This is a genomic window from Thalassotalea sp. SU-HH00458 (genome assembly GCF_040362795.1).
GTDB classification, from domain to species: Bacteria; Pseudomonadota; Gammaproteobacteria; order Enterobacterales; family Alteromonadaceae; genus Thalassotalea_H; species Thalassotalea_H castellviae.
Genome location: NZ_BAABWW010000008.1, coordinates 1 through 15,424 on the forward strand (window position 1 = coordinate 1; position 15,424 = coordinate 15,424).

Consider the following 15,424-nt stretch of genomic DNA (forward strand, 5'->3'; position numbering starts at 1 on the left):
TTTCTGCGCTCAGGTCAAGCCTTTTTTGAAGATTAATTAAAGATTTCGAACTGTTCGATTATTAAGTAAACAATTTACTTAATAAGTGAGCACGCTTGAGTGATTTTTTCAATATATTGGGCTTTTACATGTGAGTTATCATCATATTGACTGGCTAATAAAATACGATTATTTATTCCTGCAGCTGCTGCGGCCTCCATATCTGAGCCTTTATCGCCAATAAATACACTGTGCTTTAAATCTATATCATATTTCTTTGCTGCTTTTAAAATCAAACCTGGCTTAGGCTTACGACATTCGCAAACTTTTAAATACTCATTTATCCCTTTTGTCGGATGATGAGGGCAAAAGTAAACATCATCAATATCAATGTTTTTTGCTTTAAATTGATCAGTCATCCAATGTGTTAACTCTTTAAATTGGTCAACCGTATATTTACCACGGCCAATACCGGACTGATTAGTGATGACAATTAACTTGTACCCTTTATTACTGGCTTCTAAGCATAATTCGAAAATACCATCCGTAAATTCAAAGTTTTCTTTTTGATAAACATAGCCGTGATCAACATTAATAATGCCGTCTCGGTCTAAAAATAAAGCTTTATTCATATTTATATAAATTGTCTGTTTTTGTAAGGATAATAGAAAAAAGCGAGTAAAACTCGCTTTTTATGATATTAACTATTGATGTAATGTCTAAAACTAACGTTACAAAACAATAGAATTACATACATAATCCACCGTCAATTTCTACAACACGGCCGGTAAAAAATTCATTCTCAAAGATATATTTTACCGTATGAGCAATTTCATCCGCTTCACCTAAACGCCCTACTGGTTTCATTTTCTCTAAACGGTCACGCATTTCTGGTTTCATCGCATCAGTCATCGCAGTTCTGATAACGCCTGGGGCAATTGCACCAACACGTATACCATGACGACCTAATTCTCGAGCCCAAGTTACTGTCATAGCAACAACACCTGCTTTTGAAGCAGCATAATTCGTTTGTCCCATATTACCACCGCGAGCAATAGAGGACATGTTTATAATCACGCCTTTTTTGCCAGATTCGATCATATGAACAGCAGCTTCCCGACCACATAAGAAAACTCCCGACAAATTAACATCGATAACTGATTGAAACTGATCTAATGACATTTTCTTAGTTACAACGCCATCTTTTGCTTTGACGAACATTCCGTCACGAAGGATCCCTGCATTATTAATCAAGCCATCAATACCATTAAAGTCCTTGTTGATTTGTGAGAACGTTGTTTCTACGTCTTGCTCAATGGTTACATTGGCTAAATAGTATTTTGCCGATGAGCCTGTTGCTTCTACAAGGCTAACAGTTTCTTTTAATAATTCTTCATTTAAATCGATCAAAGCAAGTTTAGCACCTTGCTCTGCTAAGTTGATTGCCATCGCTCTGCCAAGGCCTTGACCACCACCAGTGATAACAATTGTTTTATCGTTAAGATTCATAACTTACTTTACCCTTTTTCTTAAATTTTTTGCCTAATTTTTTTTGTTAAATCAGACTTTATTGTTTTATCGGTTTAAATAACCTTCAATGATTAAAGATTATTGATGGCTAAATTTATTTTTCAATTGACGTAAAAAACCATGCTACTTGCTGATTATCAACCGTCTCTATATTTTTATATAACCAATTAGGCTGTTTGTCTTTATCCACCAATAGTGCTCTTACACCTTCGGTAAATTCAGAAAACTGACAACAGCGAATAGACAAATTAAACTCTTTTTCAAAACATTGTGCTAATGTTAACGTCTGACAATTCTTTAATTGCTGGTAAATAATATGTGCACTTAATGGACTACCTTGGTTTAGCTTTTGCTGAGCCTTGTTAAACCAAGCACTGCTTGTTTTTTCGTTGACAATCGCGTGGTATATATCAACGACATTATCATAAGCGGTAACCTTTTGTATCTTCCTTATTTCATTATCAATTAAGCCAACATTCTGCACTTTACTTTGCACACTATAGCTATTCAACAATGCCGAAACTCGTTGATGGTTATCACCTTCATTCATCGTTAATTCAAGCTGAAAAAGAGCATTGACTAAAACATCAATATGCTCACTATCAATAACATAGTCAGCCAGTTTTAATCGCTTTGCATCCGCGCCATTAAAAGTCATGCCCGTTAAACCGAGAAATAAGCCAACACCTTTTGGCATTTGATTTAAAAACCAACTTGCGCCGACATCTGGATATAAGCCAATGGTGATTTCTGGCATTGCCATCACTGTTTTTTCGGTAACAATACGATGACTTGCCCCTGCAACTAAACCTATGCCGCCTCCCATAACGTAACCGTTCGCTAACATTACTATCGGTTTGCTTGCATTGTGAATGAGTTGATCTAACTGATATTCTTTAGTGAAAAACTCCACACCTAAACACGCTGAAATTTCATCATCGTTTAAGGTGTTTCTTGCGTTATTTTTATGTTTAGTAATAAGGTCACGATAAACACTTACCACGTCTCCACCTGCACAAAAGGCTTTATCTCCAGAGCCTTGAAAAACAATAACAGCAACGGCATCATCAGCTAACCAAGCTTTTAATTGCGGCAGCAATAAATCAATCATAGGTAAACTAAGGGCATTTAAACTTTTACCCGCATTTAACGTAGCAAAAGCAATTTTTATCCCGTTGTCTACAATATGCTCGGTTAAAATTACAGGTAATTCATTCGAAGGCTTTATCATGTTTTACCTATCATCTTCTCTATGAATTCAATATTAAATAACTTATGCAAGCGTATCATCGATAGCAAGAACGGTTCTTCCTGTGACACTTCCTTGAACATAAGCATCAAAAGCATTCGGTAAATCAGAAAACGCGATCGTTGTTGGCGAGATCACATCAAGTTTGCTAGGTTTTAAATCAGTTGCTAAACGTTGCCACGCTTTAGTACGAACAGAAACAGGCATTTCAACAGAGTTAATACCAAGTAAACTAACCCCTCGTAAAATAAATGGCATTACGGTGGAATCTAACTTTATCCCCCCCGCTAAACCGATAGAGGCAATATTGCCCCAAATATTTGTGGTACGAGTTAGCCAAGATAGTGTTTCACCGCCGACATTATCAACAGCGCCTCCCCACTGAATACTTTCAAGTGGTTTCGTCCCCATTTCCACATCATGACGATTTAATAAACGTGATGCCCCCAGCGATGTTAAATAGTCTTTTTGCTCTGTTTTACCCGTAAAGGCCACGACTTCGTAACCAAGTTCAGCCAGCATATTGATCGCAAAACTGCCGACACCACCTGTCGCACCGGTAACAAGAATAGGACCAAACTCTGGCTTTTGGCCATTATCTTCCATGCGTTGAATGGCTATTGCCGCAGTGTAACCTGCTGTACCAAGCGCCATTGCGTCACGCAAACTTATCTCCTCAGGTAAGTTCACCACAGAATTAGCTTTTACTCGGGCATATTCACTGTAACCACCATCATATAATTCGGAAAGCTGTGCACCACAAACCAGTACTTTATCGCCTTGTATAAATCGACTATCACTTGACGTAACAACAACCCCCGATAAATCAATACCGCCAACAAGCGGATAAGTTCGTAAGATCCGCCCTTTACCTGTAGCCGCTAGCGCATCTTTATAATTAATATCAGAGTAAGCAACTTTGATAACCACTTCGCCTTCAGTTAAATCATCCAGACTTATTTTTTCAAAGCCGCTAGTTATCGTTTTGTTATCACCATTAATATTTTGATGAATACGAAAGGCCGTAAATTTTTGTGGCATGTTTTTTATCGATGGGGTCATATTCTTGCTCTCAAATAGATTGAAATTGCCAACTAACATAACCTGCCAAAAGCAACACAGATAGTCGACTTTAGTCCTAGAACCAACATTAACATTTTGTTCATGACTCACGCTAAAATTAATTAAAACATGCTTAATTATGTTTTAGCGTGAATTATTTGATTAATAGTCCACTAATTACATATTACGGCGGTACTGACCGCCCGCTTCAAATAATGAGTTAACAATTTGTCCAAGAGAACAGACTTTACAAGCGTCCATCATTAATTCAAAAATATTTTCATGATTAATTGCCGCCGTTTGTAAACGCTTTAATAATACAGTTGTTTCGACTTCATTGGCTTTATGTAAACTTGCTAACATATCAATTTGATAATTTTTTTCTTCCTCTGTCGCTCGTATTACTTCATCAGGGACAACCGTTGGAGAGCCTTTTGAGCTTAAGAAAGTATTCACACCTATAATCGGATATTCGCCAGAATGTTTTAAGTGTTCGTAATGAAGACTTTCTTCTTGAATTTTTCCGCGCTGATACATAGTTTCCATCGCACCAAGCACACCACCACGTTCGTTAATTCTGTCGAATTCCGTCAATACCGCTTCTTCAACTAAATCGGTTAATTCTTCTATAATGAAAGCCCCTTGAATTGGGTTTTCATTTTTAGATAAGCCTAATTCGCGGTTAATGATCAATTGAATTGCCATGGCGCGACGAACACTGTCTTCAGTTGGTGTTGTGATCGCTTCATCGTACGCATTAGTGTGCAAAGAATTACAGTTATCATTGATGGCATAAAGTGCTTGTAACGTTGTACGAATATCATTGAAATCAATTTCTTGTGCATGTAACGAGCGTCCAGAGGTTTGAATATGATATTTCAACATTTGCGCACGAGCATTCGCGCCATATTTGTTTTTCATCGCTTTTGACCAAATACGACGGGCAACACGACCAATAACCGCATATTCAGGGTCGATACCATTTGAAAAGAAAAAGGATAAATTTGGTCCAAATTCGTTAATGTCCATACCACGGCTTAAATAGTATTCTACAAACGTAAAGCCATTAGCTAACGTAAGCGCTAATTGCGTGATAGGGTTCGCACCTGCTTCAGCAATATGGTATCCAGAAATAGAGACTGAATAGAAATTACGTACACCTTTTTCGATAAAGTATTCTTGAACGTCACCCATTAAACGCAAGGCAAACTCTGTAGAGAAAATACAAGTATTTTGCGCTTGATCTTCTTTTAAAATATCCGCCTGAACTGTGCCTCGCACTTGCGTTAAAGTTTTAGCTTTGATCTCTTGATATATTGCTGGGGGTAGAACTTGATCGCCTGTAACTCCTAACAGCATTAAACCTAGGCCGTCATTTCCTTCCGGTAATTCGCCTTGATAAGTAGGACGTTCACAGCCTTTATCTTTATAAATTTTAGTAATCAACGCCTGAGTTTCTTTTTCTAAACCATGCTCAGTAATATAACGTTCACATTGTTGATCAATAGCCGCATTTAAAAAGAAACCTAACAACATCGGCGCCGGCCCGTTAATGGTCATAGATACCGAAGTCATAGCATCTGCTAAATCAAAACCTGAATACAGTTTTTTCGCGTCATCTAAACAACAAATAGACACACCGGCATTTCCGATTTTTCCATAAATATCAGGACGAATAGCAGGGTCATTACCGTATAACGTTACCGAGTCAAATGCGGTTGATAACCGTTTTGCCGGCATGCCTTTTGATACATAATGAAAACGACGGTTAGTACGTTCTGGGCCGCCTTCACCAGCAAACATTCTCGTAGGATCTTCACCTTCACGTTTAAAAGGAAACAATCCTGCCGTATAAGGAAACTCACCCGGCACATTTTCTTGTAAGCTCCACTTTAAGATATCTCCCCAACCTTGGTATTTAGGCATACTAATTTTCGGGATATTAGTATCAGACAACGATTTTGCATGGGTTTCGATAGAAAGTTCTTTATTACGTACTTTAAATTTAAATTCTGGATCCTTATATCGCTGAACCTTATTTGCCCACTCTTCCAGCAATAGTTTATTTTTAGGATCTAGGTCTAATTCCACCTTGGCGTATAAGGTTTCAAGTTGATGAATAAGCTGTTCTGAAACATCGGTGTCTGATTCTTTCGCCGTTTCAATCGCTTGATGAATACCATAAAGCTTTTGAGCCACCTGAGTTTGCTTTTCAACCCAAGCATCGTAACCCCGGTTATTTTCAGAAATTTCAGACAAATAACGAATGCGGCTACCAGGAATAACACTACTTTTGTTAGCCAAAGTGCCATCTATTGATAAAACATCACCAACCGTTAATCCAGCTTTATGGTTTAACTCAGTGATCACCGCATTATAAAGCTCTGTCATACCGCGATCGTTAAATTGTGAAGCTATGGTGCCAAATACTGGTACCTCATCATCGCCTGCTTCGAACATGCCACGATTACGTTTGTATTGTTTTTTCACGTCACGTAATGCGTCTAAAGCACCACGCTTATCAAATTTGTTTAACGCAATAATATCGGCAAAATCGAGCATATCGATCTTTTCTAATTGCGTTGCCGCACCATATTCTGGCGTCATCACATATAAAGATACATCTGAATGTTCTTCTATTTCTGTATCTGACTGGCCGATACCAGAAGTTTCTAAAATAATTAAATCAAAATCCGTCGCTTTTAAAATCTCTAAGGTGTCGTTGACATATACCGATAAAGCTAAGTTCGACTGTCGTGTCGCTAATGAACGCATGTAAACACGATCATTATTGACGGCATTCATCCGAATACGATCACCCAATAATGCGCCGCCGGTTTTACGTTTTGAAGGATCAACTGAAACAATTGCGATTTTACTGTCAGGCGTTGCCATTAAGAAACGTCGAATTAATTCATCCACTAATGAAGACTTACCTGCGCCGCCGGTTCCGGTAATACCAAGTACAGGTGTTTTACTCGCAGTAGAAATTTTACGAATTTTATCAAGTGCTGCTTTATTTTCTTCTGGCGCGTTTTCTGCAGCTGAAATTAAACGTGCGATGGCTTGTTTATCATTTTTTTTAAGATTGGCCACATCTTCTTTTTTAACATTGGTACCTGTTTTAAAATCACAACGTTCAAGCATGTCATCTATCATGCCTAATAAACCTAATTCACGACCGTCATCAGGAGAGTAAATACGGGTGATACCATAATCATGCAACATGGCAATCTCTTCAGGTAAAATAACGCCACCGCCACCACCAACGATACGAATATGTTCACAGCCTCGTTCTTTTAAAAGGTCATACATATACTTGAAATATTCGTTATGGCCACCTTGGTATGAAGTCATGGCAATCGCATTCGCATCTTCTTGAATCGCAGTATTAACTACTTCTTCAACACTTCTATCATGACCAAGATGAATAACTTCAGCACCACTTGATTGCAAAATTCTACGCATAATATTAATCGCCGCGTCATGGCCATCAAACAGCGAAGCTGCGGTAACAATTCTAATTTTATTCTTTAATTGGTAACGTTCGGTCGTCATAACAAACTCACTTTTGGTGTTATTTATTAATTACTAGCGCGTAAATTAGGTAATAGATAAAGCAACTAGATCTTATATTTAGTGTTTTCTTGTCAAAAATATTTACATTAGTCATATTTGAACACACTACAAACCACGTTAAAATTGATTTTATTGTTAATTTAATGGACTATATTGTTATTGATTACTTTTTAAATAACGAAGTAAATGGCTACTAGTACACCAATCATCAAGTCAACAATTATTCACCAAGATCAAAATGATCATATTCGCTTGGTAATTCCATTGTTTTTGTTGAAGAAACTTAAACTACATCCACTTACAGCAGGGCTTTATCCTTTGGCTCTGGGAAAATCAACCAGTCATAATAAACTCAATATAAAACAAAATAATGCGCATCATCACAGTTTAATTTATTGCCAATCAGGTAGTGGAATATTAGACCACAAAAGTAAAAAACGAGAAGTTAAACGAGGCGATTTAGTCATATGTTGTCCACATCAAGCTTTTACGTTCTCAACAAATACCGCAGTAAAATCACAAAAAGAAAATAGCTTTTATTGGATAAACTTCACCGGCAAGTTAGCAGATGATTTTGCTGAAAGGCTTTTGATGAAAATGGATGATGGATTAGCCCATGTAGGCTTATTAGCGAATATTGTTGAAGATTTTGATAATTTACTGGCACTAGGCACTCGAGGATATACCGCTACCAATGTCATCCATGGTGTGCATTTATTACAACAAGCATTAAGCTCTCTTGCCTTACAATTAAGACTGACAGCTTTTAATCAAAATAGTCATTTTGATATTGATGCCGTTGAGAGCTTAATGCGCAATAATATCCATCAAGAATTAAGTTTGGATACACTGGCTCATTATAGCCAACTTTCGAAGTTTCATTTTTCAAAAAAATTCAAAGAGTTAACTGATACCTCTCCCATACAACATTTCATTAATATGAAGATGCAATATGCCTGTAACGAACTTGACAATAAAAATGATTCAATAAAGCATATTGCTGAGTCACTAGGCTATGCAGATCCCTACTATTTTTCACGATTATTTAAAAAAATAGTTGGCATGTCTCCGAAGCAATATAGAGATTCACATTTTACAGAAAAATAAGTCGTGAATAAGTGATTTAAAGCTCATTAAATTTTAATTTTTTCCCGATCATGTTTAATACTTTATATAATTTTTTCTCTAACAATCCTGCCATTAATTTGGGATGTTCATCAAGCAAATGATGTTCAATCTCAGTTATTGCAACGAAACAGGTTTGAAATTGATTGTTTTGCTCTGTGGCATACAAAACATCATCAGCAAGTTCATCTTTTATCGCCGGATAATTGGAACTGATCTCTCGAAAACTTTCAGCTGTTTCAATTGAAAAGTAAAGCGAAAGTATGTTTTCTTCATCGCCATACCATCCTGCAGTCATGGTTTGAAAATTTAGCTGTGATTCTAATCGATTAGCAATGGAGTTTAACGTCGTGAATTTTTCTGTAAGTAAACTATTTACTTTTATTGAGATAGGTAACTGAGTTTCCATAAAGATAACTAGCGATGAAAAGGATAAAGAACAGTAACGTATCTAATAACAAATTCAAAGTAATTCAAGTTCCGACAAAGTTTACATTTATCCACTATACTGAAATTTATTAATGCTGATTAATAGATACAAATGAAGTTAACCCTCTATTTCGTTCTTTGCATATTTAGCCTTTTTAAACAGGCTTTTGCTGAAGAAATAAAAGCCCCCTTTATTATCAGTTATGTCGAGCATGACTCAATCATTAATTTTTATGTCCCTTTATTGGATAGAGCTTACCGTTCGATAGGCATTACACCTGAATTTATTCAAATTAATGATAAACGAGCCTTAAAATTATTAAACCAAGGTGAAATCGATGCAGATACGGCTAAATCAGGTGAGGTATTTACCCTGTATCCTAATATTATCAAAGTACCAACGCCAATCAGCAAAATTCAAGTGATGCTCATTTGTCAGTTACAGTTAAACTGTGATCTGAGTGTACTAAAATCAGCCAATAAAATGTTAGGACTTATTGCCGGAGATGAGTTTTACAGCAACTTATTAGGCAATAGTAAAATTCGTATAACGGAAGTGAGCAGTTTCAAAATATTATTAGCAATGTTTAAACAAAAAAGAGTCGATTATATTTTTATGGTTTTTGATGAAAAAGATATTGAAGCGAAAAACTCTTTTAAGAATAAATTCTTAATTGAAGAAAAAATTGGTTTTCATATTTTGCATAAAAAACACCGAAAACTGCTCCCTAGATTAGATAAGGCAATAAAATTATTATTGAATACTCCTTTCCCACAAACGATTCATTAATAACTACCTAGTTAAAAATCAACGCTAAAAAAAATCGTAAGCGGTTGAGCGCTTACGATTTTACCAAGATGCATAGCCGTATTAAAAACTATAACATTTCAACCGCAATTGCTGTCGCTTCACCACCACCAATACAAAGTGAAGCAACCCCTTTAGATAAACCTTTGTTTTTTAACGCATGAATTAATGTCACCATAATACGTGCGCCACTAGCACCTAAAGGATGCCCTAAAGCACAAGCACCACCATTAATATTAACTTTTTCAGCATCGAGTTCTAACGCTTTCATGCCCAGCATAGTTACCATGGCAAAGGCTTCGTTAATTTCAAATAAATCAACGTCCTTAGTTGTCCAACTTGCTTTATCTAACACCTTTTTCATTGCGCCAACCGGTGCAACGGTGAATTCTTCTGGTTTTTGTGCATGAGTGGCATGTGCCACAACTTTGCATAATGGCGTTAAGCCACGTTTTTCGGCTTCAGATAGCTTCATCATCACTAATGCTGCAGCACCATCAGATATTGAACTTGAATTAGCGGCAGTAATAGTACCGTCTTTTTTAAAGGCAGCTCTTAATGAAGGAATTTTATCAGGACGCGCATTACCGGGTTGTTCATCAATTTCAAATATTGAATCACCACGGCGAGATTTTATCGTAACAGGTGCAATTTCATTGATAAATGCACCCGATTCAATAGCAGCATTGGCACGAGATAAAGAACGAATAGCATATTCATCCATAGCTTCACGTGTAAAATTATTTTCATCCGCTGTACCTTGTGCAAAACAGCCCATAGCAATACCGTCATATGCATTTTCTAAACCGTCGGTCATCATATGATCTAATACTTGACCATGGCCCATTTTAATACCGGCTCTTCCCTTTGGTAATAAATGAGGAGCATTAGTCATACTCTCCATACCACCGGCAATGGCGACATCAATTGAGCCAGCAACTAAAGCATCATGCGCTTGCATGGCAGCTTTCATACCTGAACCACACACTTTATTAATAGTGGTACAAACAGTTGATAAATCTAAATCTGCCGCCAATGCTGCTTGACGTGCAGGTGCTTGTTTTAAGCCTGCAGGAAGCACACATCCCATGATCACTTCATCTACTTGATCATTTTTCAGATTTGCTTCTTCAAGTGCAGCTCGAATAGCCGTGGCCCCTAAAGTAGGTGCGGTAACGGTAGATAAACCTCCCATAAAACCGCCCATTGGCGTTCTTTTGGCAGATACAATAACAATAGGATCAACAGTAGACATAAAACTCTCCAGCGAAAATTCGCAACATAATATTTTTCAAACAGTTGTTCGACATAATACCCGAGGAACTAGTTAACGCCAACGTTAACCCGGTAGTTAATTAGTACTAGTATCAGATAAATGTACTAAATTATTGCCAGTTAATATCGCGTAAAACACAGAAAAGTTTACGTTTACGTAAACTTCATGATATCGTAAGAATATAATAATTAAATTTGAGTATTTTATGAGTAAGCATACCACCGTTTCCTACTCTATTGGCGAGTTAGCAAAAGAATTCGATATTACCACGAGAAGTATTCGTTTTTACGAAGACCAAGGACTAATTTTACCAACTCGCAAAGGTCAAACACGAATTTATAACCAAAGAGACAAAGTTAGACTAAAGTTAATTCTACGCGGCAAACGATTAGGCTTTTCATTAGCAGAAACGGGCCGACTTTTTGAACTCTACGATGCAGATAAAAGTAGTGCCACGCAATTAAAAACGATTATGGATCTTATCGCTCAGAAAAAAAATGACCTTAATCAGCAGTTAGAAGATATCCAAGCCGTATTAATAGAATTAACCGGCTTAGAAAAAAATTGTCAAGATGCGTTAAATCTCATCAAAAAATAAAACAATAATGCATCAGTAACACTAAATTATATCAATAAGGAACCGTCATGATTTCAAGTTTTTCATCTCTCAATTTTAACTTAGGCGAAACGGTGGACATGATCCGCGATCAAGTAAACGCTTTTTCGCGTGACGAAATTGCACCTCGAGCCGAGCAGATCGATCTAGATAACGAATTTCCACACGACTTATGGCGTAAATTTGGCGACATGGGATTATTAGGAATGACCGTAGATGAGCAATACGGTGGTTCTGGCCTAGGTTATTTAGAGCATATGGTGGCAATGCAAGAAATTAGTAGAGCTTCTGCTTCTGTCGGCTTAAGTTATGGCGCCATGTCTAACCTTTGTTTAAATCAACTAAACAAAAATGGTAACCACGAACAAAAACAAAAATATTTACCAAAACTGTGTACCGGCGAACATATTGGTGCCTTAGCCATGAGTGAGCCTAATGCAGGCTCTGACGTAGTAAGTATGAAACTACGTGCCGATAAAAAAGGTGATAAGTACGTTTTAAATGGTAATAAAATGTGGATCACCAATGGCCCAGATGCGCATGTTTACGTGATATATGCAAAAACTGATACGGCAGCCGGCTCAAAAGGCATCACAGCTTTTATCGTTGAGCGAGATTATCCGGGTTTTAGTCGTCATCAAAAACTAGATAAATTAGGCATGCGCGGTTCAAATACTTGTGAATTAGTGTTTGAAGATTGTGAAGTACCTGCAGAGAACATTTTAGGTGAAGAAGGTAAAGGCGTACGAGTATTAATGTCTGGCCTTGATTATGAACGTTTAGTTTTAACTGGTGGACCATTAGGTATTATGGATGCATGTATGGACCTAGTTGTCCCTTATATACACGATCGTAAACAATTTGGTCAATCTATCGGCGAATTCCAATTAGTGCAAGGAAAAATTGCCGATATGTACACTCAAATGAACGCGGCTAAATCTTATGCTTATATGTGTGCTCAAGCGGCAGATCGTGGTGAAACAACACGTAAAGATGCTGCTGGTGTAATTTTATATGCTGCAGAGCTTGCCACAAAAATGGCCCTTGATGCTATCCAATTACTCGGTGGCAACGGCTATATCAATGAATTTCCTGCCGGGCGTTTACTACGTGATGCAAAACTGTATGAAATTGGCGCTGGTACTTCTGAAATCCGTCGTATGCTAATTGGCCGTGAATTATTTAACGAATCTAATTAATTTGGCATGTTCAGTAGGCTGTAAAAAACAGCCTACTGAAATACTCATGATGATAATCACAATTTCCACAATAAAGGTAGATAGTCGTGGCGAAGATAATATCTAAAGTTAATCCCCGTAATCCTGAGTTCATCGAAAACGCTCAAGCAATGCAAGAACAAGTTCGTGACTTAAAAGAAAAACTTGCAGAAATAAAACTAGGAGGCGGTGAACGAAGCCGTGAACGCCATTTATCACGTGGTAAATTACTGCCTAGAGATAGAGTCAATGCCCTGCTCGACTCAGGTTCGCCATTTCTAGAATTATCACAATTGGCCGCTTATGACGTTTATGAAGACAATGTACCATCAGCAGGGATCATTACCGGTATTGGTCGTGTTGGTGGCCAAGAATGTATTATTGTTGCCAATGACGCTACCGTAAAAGGAGGAACTTATTATCCCCTTACGGTTAAAAAACACCTTCGTGCACAAACTATCGCCCAAGAAAACAATTTACCCTGCATATACCTAGTCGACTCTGGTGGTGCTAATTTACCAAACCAAGATGATGTCTTCCCAGATAGAGAGCATTTTGGTCGAATCTTTTTTAACCAAGCGAATATGTCAGCACAAGCAATTCCGCAAATAGCCGTTGTGATGGGCTCTTGTACTGCCGGAGGGGCTTACGTACCAGCAATGGCTGATGAGTCAATCATTGTGAAAGAGCAAGGTACGATATTTTTAGCAGGACCTCCGTTAGTAAAGGCAGCCACGGGTGAAGTTGTTAGTGCTGAAGAGTTAGGCGGTGCCGATGTACATTGTCGTACTTCAGGGGTAGCAGATCATTATGCACAAAATGATCATCACGCTTTAAAAATAGCAAAAACCGCGATTGCAAACTTAAATAGAACTAAGCCCGTTGAAATGAACATTCAACCTATTATCGAGCCGGCTTATGACAGCGAAGAAATTTACGGCATTATCCCGAAAGACTCTCGTCAACCTTTTGATATTCGTGAAATTATCGCCCGTGTTGTTGACGGTAGCGACTTTGATGAATTTAAAGCTTTATACGGAACCACTTTAGTCTGCGGATTTTCAAGGATTTTCGGTTATCCGGTCGGCATTGTAGCTAATAATGGCATCCTTTTCGGTGAATCCGCTCAAAAAGGAGCACATTTTATTGAGCTATGTGCTCAACGAAAAATTCCGTTAGTATTTTTGCAAAACATTACCGGCTTTATGGTTGGGCAACAATATGAAGCCGGTGGTATTGCCAAACATGGCGCAAAAATGGTGACAGCGGTTGCTACCGCACAAGTCCCTAAATTTACCGTGTTAATTGGCGGAAGCTTTGGTGCAGGGAATTATGGTATGTGTGGGCGTGCTTACGATCCTCGATTCTTGTTCATGTGGCCGAATGCCCGTATTTCAGTTATGGGGGGTGAACAAGCCGCCGGAGTACTAGCTCAAGTTAAACGTGATCAAAAAGAGAAACGCGGCGAAACTTGGTCAACACAAGATGAAGCTGATTTTAAACAACCCATCATTGACAACTATGAACATCAAGGTCATCCATATTACGCATCAGCAAGGCTTTGGGATGACGGCATTATTGATCCAGCAGAAACTCGACAAGTTTTAGGGTTAGCGATTTCAGCATCCCTTAATAAACCTATTGAAGAGACAAAATTTGGCATTTTTAGAATGTAGGCGACAAGATGACTCAGATAGAAAATAGTTTAAATATTGATAATACCAAGGTGCTCTTAACCATAGACAGTTCTGGAGTAGCAACCGTTACCTTAAATAACCCCGAAAAGCACAATGCTTTTGATGATGAGGTTATCACAACGCTTACCAAGATTTTTATGCACCTCAGCAAACGTGATGATGTTCGCATTATGGTGTTAACGTCAACTGGAAAAAGTTTTTCTGCAGGTGCGGATCTTGGCTGGATGAAACGTATGGCGAGTTATAGTTATGAAGAAAACTTAGCGGATGCCAATGCATTAGCCAACATGCTAAAAACTTTAAATTTTATGCCACAAACGACCATTGCTCAAATACAAGGAGCAGCTTTTGGCGGTGCGGTTGGATTAGCAAGCTGTTGTGATATTGTTATTGCCAGTAATAAAGCCAGCTTTTGCCTTAGTGAAGTAAAGCTCGGACTTATTCCTGCCACGATTAGCCCTTATGTTGTCAACACGATGGGCCAAAAAGCCAGTCGTCGTTATTTTCAAACGGCAGAGCGCTTTTTCGCTGATAAAGCCTTAAGCCTTGGTTTGGTTGATGAAGTGGTTGAATTAAATGAATTACCAGCCGCTGTTGAAAACATGATAAGCACACTTCTAAGTAATAGTCCTGCTGCAGTTAGACAAGCAAAACAGCTTGCCTTAGATGTTGCTTTTCAAGACATAGATGATGCATTACTCGATGTTACCAGTGAGCGCATCGCATCCATTCGAGTTTCACGAGAAGGTCAAGAAGGTTTAAGCGCATTCTTCGAAAAACGCGCGCCACAATGGCAACAAGAGTCTTCGAAACAAGGATCATAACATGTCGCATTCTACTAATAATCTAACCACTAG

13 protein-coding genes are annotated in these 15,424 nt (G+C 38.0%); 6 read left to right on the top strand and 7 right to left on the bottom strand.

Going from position 1 to position 15,424, the window contains the following annotated elements; genetic code table 11:
- Positions 1-74: 74 nt before the first annotated feature.
- The 5 genes from gmhB to ABXH06_RS12935 all read right to left on the bottom strand — a co-directional run bounded on the left by gmhB (position 75) and on the right by ABXH06_RS12935 (position 7,378).
- Entirely contained in the window at positions 75-611 is a 537-nt protein-coding gene (gene gmhB, locus ABXH06_RS12915) for a D-glycero-beta-D-manno-heptose 1,7-bisphosphate 7-phosphatase (protein ID WP_353518505.1), read from the bottom strand.
- Between the two features lie 115 nt (positions 612-726).
- Positions 727-1,488 carry an SDR family oxidoreductase gene (locus ABXH06_RS12920; protein ID WP_311582959.1) on the bottom strand — a complete coding sequence of 254 codons (762 nt, stop codon included), beginning with the start codon at positions 1,486-1,488 and terminating at the stop codon, positions 727-729.
- Positions 1,489-1,603: 115 nt separating this feature from the next.
- A complete protein-coding gene (locus ABXH06_RS12925; RefSeq protein WP_353518506.1) occupies positions 1,604-2,740 on the bottom strand; it encodes an enoyl-CoA hydratase/isomerase family protein in 1,137 nt (378 codons plus the stop codon).
- A 42-nt stretch (positions 2,741-2,782) separates the two neighbouring features.
- Positions 2,783-3,820, bottom strand: a complete 1,038-nt coding sequence (locus ABXH06_RS12930) for an oxidoreductase (protein ID WP_353518507.1) — start codon at positions 3,818-3,820, stop codon at positions 2,783-2,785.
- 177 nt (positions 3,821-3,997) lie between these two features.
- Entirely contained in the window at positions 3,998-7,378 is a 3,381-nt protein-coding gene (locus ABXH06_RS12935) for a methylmalonyl-CoA mutase family protein (RefSeq protein WP_353518508.1), read from the bottom strand.
- 207 nt (positions 7,379-7,585) lie between these two features.
- Here ABXH06_RS12935 and ABXH06_RS12940 point away from each other — a divergent pair, with 207 nt between their 5' ends.
- Positions 7,586-8,506, top strand: coding sequence for an AraC family transcriptional regulator (locus ABXH06_RS12940; protein WP_353518509.1), 921 nt, complete (start codon positions 7,586-7,588; stop codon positions 8,504-8,506).
- A 16-nt stretch (positions 8,507-8,522) separates the two neighbouring features.
- On the opposite strand, the gene ABXH06_RS12945 is transcribed toward ABXH06_RS12940, so the two are convergent.
- Positions 8,523-8,933 carry a hypothetical protein gene (locus ABXH06_RS12945; protein ID WP_353518510.1) on the bottom strand — a complete coding sequence of 137 codons (411 nt, stop codon included), beginning with the start codon at positions 8,931-8,933 and terminating at the stop codon, positions 8,523-8,525.
- Between the two features lie 132 nt (positions 8,934-9,065).
- Between ABXH06_RS12945 and ABXH06_RS12950 the strand changes: the two genes are divergently transcribed.
- A complete protein-coding gene (locus tag ABXH06_RS12950; RefSeq protein ID WP_311582940.1) occupies positions 9,066-9,743 on the top strand; it encodes a hypothetical protein in 678 nt (225 codons plus the stop codon).
- Between the two features lie 88 nt (positions 9,744-9,831).
- Here ABXH06_RS12950 and ABXH06_RS12955 read toward each other — a convergent pair whose 3' ends face one another.
- Complete coding sequence (locus tag ABXH06_RS12955; protein WP_311582937.1) at positions 9,832-11,016, bottom strand: acetyl-CoA C-acyltransferase; 1,185 nt, start codon at positions 11,014-11,016, stop codon at positions 9,832-9,834.
- A 226-nt stretch (positions 11,017-11,242) separates the two neighbouring features.
- Between ABXH06_RS12955 and ABXH06_RS12960 the strand changes: the two genes are divergently transcribed.
- From ABXH06_RS12960 to ABXH06_RS12975, 4 genes are all read left to right on the top strand, one after another.
- On the top strand, positions 11,243-11,635 hold the full coding sequence (locus ABXH06_RS12960) for a MerR family transcriptional regulator (RefSeq protein WP_311582934.1): 393 nt from the start codon (positions 11,243-11,245) through the stop codon (positions 11,633-11,635).
- A 47-nt stretch (positions 11,636-11,682) separates the two neighbouring features.
- The gene (locus ABXH06_RS12965) at positions 11,683-12,852 is read left to right on the top strand and encodes an isovaleryl-CoA dehydrogenase (protein ID WP_311582931.1); all 1,170 of its coding nucleotides are present in this window, start codon (positions 11,683-11,685) and stop codon (positions 12,850-12,852) included.
- 86 nt (positions 12,853-12,938) lie between these two features.
- Positions 12,939-14,546 carry a carboxyl transferase domain-containing protein gene (locus ABXH06_RS12970; RefSeq protein ID WP_311582928.1) on the top strand — a complete coding sequence of 536 codons (1,608 nt, stop codon included), beginning with the start codon at positions 12,939-12,941 and terminating at the stop codon, positions 14,544-14,546.
- An 8-nt stretch (positions 14,547-14,554) separates the two neighbouring features.
- Complete coding sequence (locus ABXH06_RS12975) at positions 14,555-15,391, top strand: enoyl-CoA hydratase/isomerase family protein (protein ID WP_311582925.1); 837 nt, start codon at positions 14,555-14,557, stop codon at positions 15,389-15,391.
- Positions 15,392-15,424: the final 33 nt, after the last annotated feature.

Bases quoted from the DNA above. Each gene is read 5' to 3' on its own strand.
- ABXH06_RS12965 (WP_311582931.1), top strand. From the start codon at position 11,683: ATGATTTCAAGTTTTTCATCTCTCAATTTTAACTTAGGCGAAACGGTG.
- ABXH06_RS12920 (WP_311582959.1), bottom strand. From the start codon at position 1,488: ATGAATCTTAACGATAAAACAATTGTTATCACTGGTGGTGGTCAAGGC.
- ABXH06_RS12945 (WP_353518510.1), bottom strand. From the start codon at position 8,933: ATGGAAACTCAGTTACCTATCTCAATAAAAGTAAATAGTTTACTTACA.
- ABXH06_RS12950 (WP_311582940.1), top strand. From the start codon at position 9,066: ATGAAGTTAACCCTCTATTTCGTTCTTTGCATATTTAGCCTTTTTAAA.
- ABXH06_RS12960 (WP_311582934.1), top strand. From the start codon at position 11,243: ATGAGTAAGCATACCACCGTTTCCTACTCTATTGGCGAGTTAGCAAAA.
- ABXH06_RS12940 (WP_353518509.1), top strand. From the start codon at position 7,586: ATGGCTACTAGTACACCAATCATCAAGTCAACAATTATTCACCAAGAT.
- ABXH06_RS12975 (WP_311582925.1), top strand. From the start codon at position 14,555: ATGACTCAGATAGAAAATAGTTTAAATATTGATAATACCAAGGTGCTC.
- ABXH06_RS12935 (WP_353518508.1), bottom strand. From the start codon at position 7,378: ATGACGACCGAACGTTACCAATTAAAGAATAAAATTAGAATTGTTACC.
- ABXH06_RS12955 (WP_311582937.1), bottom strand. From the start codon at position 11,016: ATGTCTACTGTTGATCCTATTGTTATTGTATCTGCCAAAAGAACGCCA.
- ABXH06_RS12930 (WP_353518507.1), bottom strand. From the start codon at position 3,820: ATGACCCCATCGATAAAAAACATGCCACAAAAATTTACGGCCTTTCGT.
- ABXH06_RS12925 (WP_353518506.1), bottom strand. From the start codon at position 2,740: ATGATAAAGCCTTCGAATGAATTACCTGTAATTTTAACCGAGCATATT.
- gmhB (WP_353518505.1), bottom strand. From the start codon at position 611: ATGAATAAAGCTTTATTTTTAGACCGAGACGGCATTATTAATGTTGAT.